We start from the raw sequence: 1,759 nt of genomic DNA, 5'->3' as shown, positions 1-1,759 counted from the left end.
TGGCGTGAAACTCGTCTAGCCCGAACCCGCTGCACATGGCGGCCTACCAGCACGAAGGAACTTGTATGCACGAGTATACGAGCACCGCCCGGGTCTGGGGACTCACTTGCCCAGGATTTCCGGAAGAGGTGAGCCGGGCCCGCCGCTGGACCCGCGACATCCTGCGCGGATCACCCCTGGCCGACGACGCCGAACTGATCGTGAGCGAACTGAGCGCGAACGCGATCCTCCACACCGCCAGCGGCATGGAATCCGGCAGCTTCCACCTGGCCCTCGCGGTAACCCGGCAGGTGATCGCCCTTTCGGTCACGGACGGCGGAGGAACCGGCACGGCCCCCAAGGCCGAGCACCAGGACAGCGAGGCCGAACACGGCCGGGGCCTGGGCATGGTCACCGCACTCGCCCACCGAGTCGTCGTCCACGGCAGCGAAGGCGGCTACACGGTCACCGCGGAACTGTTCACCGGCACCCGACCGGGAGACCACCTGTGCTGAACGGCGAAGCCCGCTGGGGCTACTGGTGCGAGTGCTGGACCGAAGACTTCTACGGTCAGGGCGGGTTGGAGCTGAGGGCATCGTTCGACGCCTACTCAGCACCGCAGGCCGACAGGTGGGTTGCGGTCGCGCTCCGCACGATCTCCCCGGCGTTCGACCCGGACGCATCCGCCCAGGCGTGGGAGTGGCTGTACGACGGCCGCATAGACACACGCCGAGCCCTCCTGCGCTCCGAGCCTTGCACCGTATCGGTCACCATCGACTCGACCCGCATCATCTGGACGATCCGGCCAGTGATCTTCCTGGCACTGGCACACCGACAGGGCACGGAACTTCCCGCCTGCGCATACGACTTCAAGCCTCACACCGGCCGCTCGAACCAGCCGCCGAGGTGTGGTTGAAACGCCTGCTCTAAACGATCTCCTGCGAGACGATCGCCGAAATTGTCTGGCGAGCTACCACCCGAACTCAGAGGGCCCGACGACTCGGGCGTTGACCTGTGCCGCCAGCCAGGCGGCACGATCGTCCTGGCCGGGTCGCGTATGGACGAAGACCGTGTGCTCGGCCGCCCACTCCTCGCAGTAGATGTCCCGGCTGTTGCAGGCGACCTGCAACTCGGCGTACTTGTACTCCTCGTCCAGCCCGAGTTCAGGCACGGCTGGCCACTTCATGTCATGCCACAGGACGTAACACCTGGTGATGGCAGCCCAGGATTCCATGGCCTCACGCGCCTGCTCGAAGCTCTCCACGGCCAGGGACACGTTCGCGGGCCAACTGGTACGGCCCTCCCCGTACCACTCAACCCTCGCTTCAGGCGAAGCCCCGCTCAGGCGCCGCAACACATCCTCGTCGCGTGCCCATGCGTCGAGGTAAGCGCCCCCAGATCTGTACCAGGACGCGACTGACAGCAGCTTCTCGGCAAGCCCCAACGCTTCATCCAGATCCACGGTATGCAGCACAGGCCACGCACGGGTATTCCCCATGACGGCATCCTGCCAGAGCGATCATCCTCCATGGCGGGCCCAGACAGCCAGTCCGAGGAACGCGGTGTCAAGCATCAGGTGAAGCCGAAGCGTCAAGCATCTACCGGGACCGGACAAGCCCCAGCAGTCCGACTGAGTTACAACTTTCTCTACTGGTTCAAGGCGGCTCGCTCCGCTCCCCGCGCGCGGCCCGGCCCCCGGCCGGGCCTGCGCTCCTGCCTCCGTCCCGCTCCAGCCCGGCCGACGTCCACGCCGCGCGGCAGTTTGACGTGAGCCGGCTAG

Annotated in this window: 3 protein-coding genes; 2 read left to right on the top strand and 1 reads right to left on the bottom strand. The window is 66.5% G+C overall.

Annotated features, from left to right (window positions below):
* Window positions 1-65: 65 nt before the first annotated feature.
* Window positions 66-494 carry an ATP-binding protein gene (locus SMA5143A_RS22580; RefSeq protein ID WP_107464694.1) on the top strand — a complete coding sequence of 143 codons (429 nt, stop codon included), beginning with the start codon at window positions 66-68 and terminating at the stop codon, window positions 492-494.
* A complete protein-coding gene (locus SMA5143A_RS22575; RefSeq protein ID WP_107464693.1) occupies window positions 488-895 on the top strand; it encodes a hypothetical protein in 408 nt (135 codons plus the stop codon). The genes SMA5143A_RS22580 and SMA5143A_RS22575 overlap by 7 nt, the downstream gene beginning before the upstream one ends.
* A gap of 54 nt (window positions 896-949) precedes the next feature.
* Here SMA5143A_RS22575 and SMA5143A_RS42615 read toward each other — a convergent pair whose 3' ends face one another.
* Window positions 950-1,150, bottom strand: a complete 201-nt coding sequence (locus tag SMA5143A_RS42615; protein WP_146193929.1) for a hypothetical protein — start codon at window positions 1,148-1,150, stop codon at window positions 950-952.
* Window positions 1,151-1,759: the final 609 nt, after the last annotated feature.

Source organism: Streptomyces sp. MA5143a (assembly GCF_900290235.1).
Taxonomy (GTDB): Bacteria; Actinomycetota; Actinomycetes; order Streptomycetales; family Streptomycetaceae; genus Streptomyces.
The sequence above is the reverse complement of the archived record's forward strand: the minus strand, read 5'-3'. Positions and strand labels throughout refer to the sequence as shown.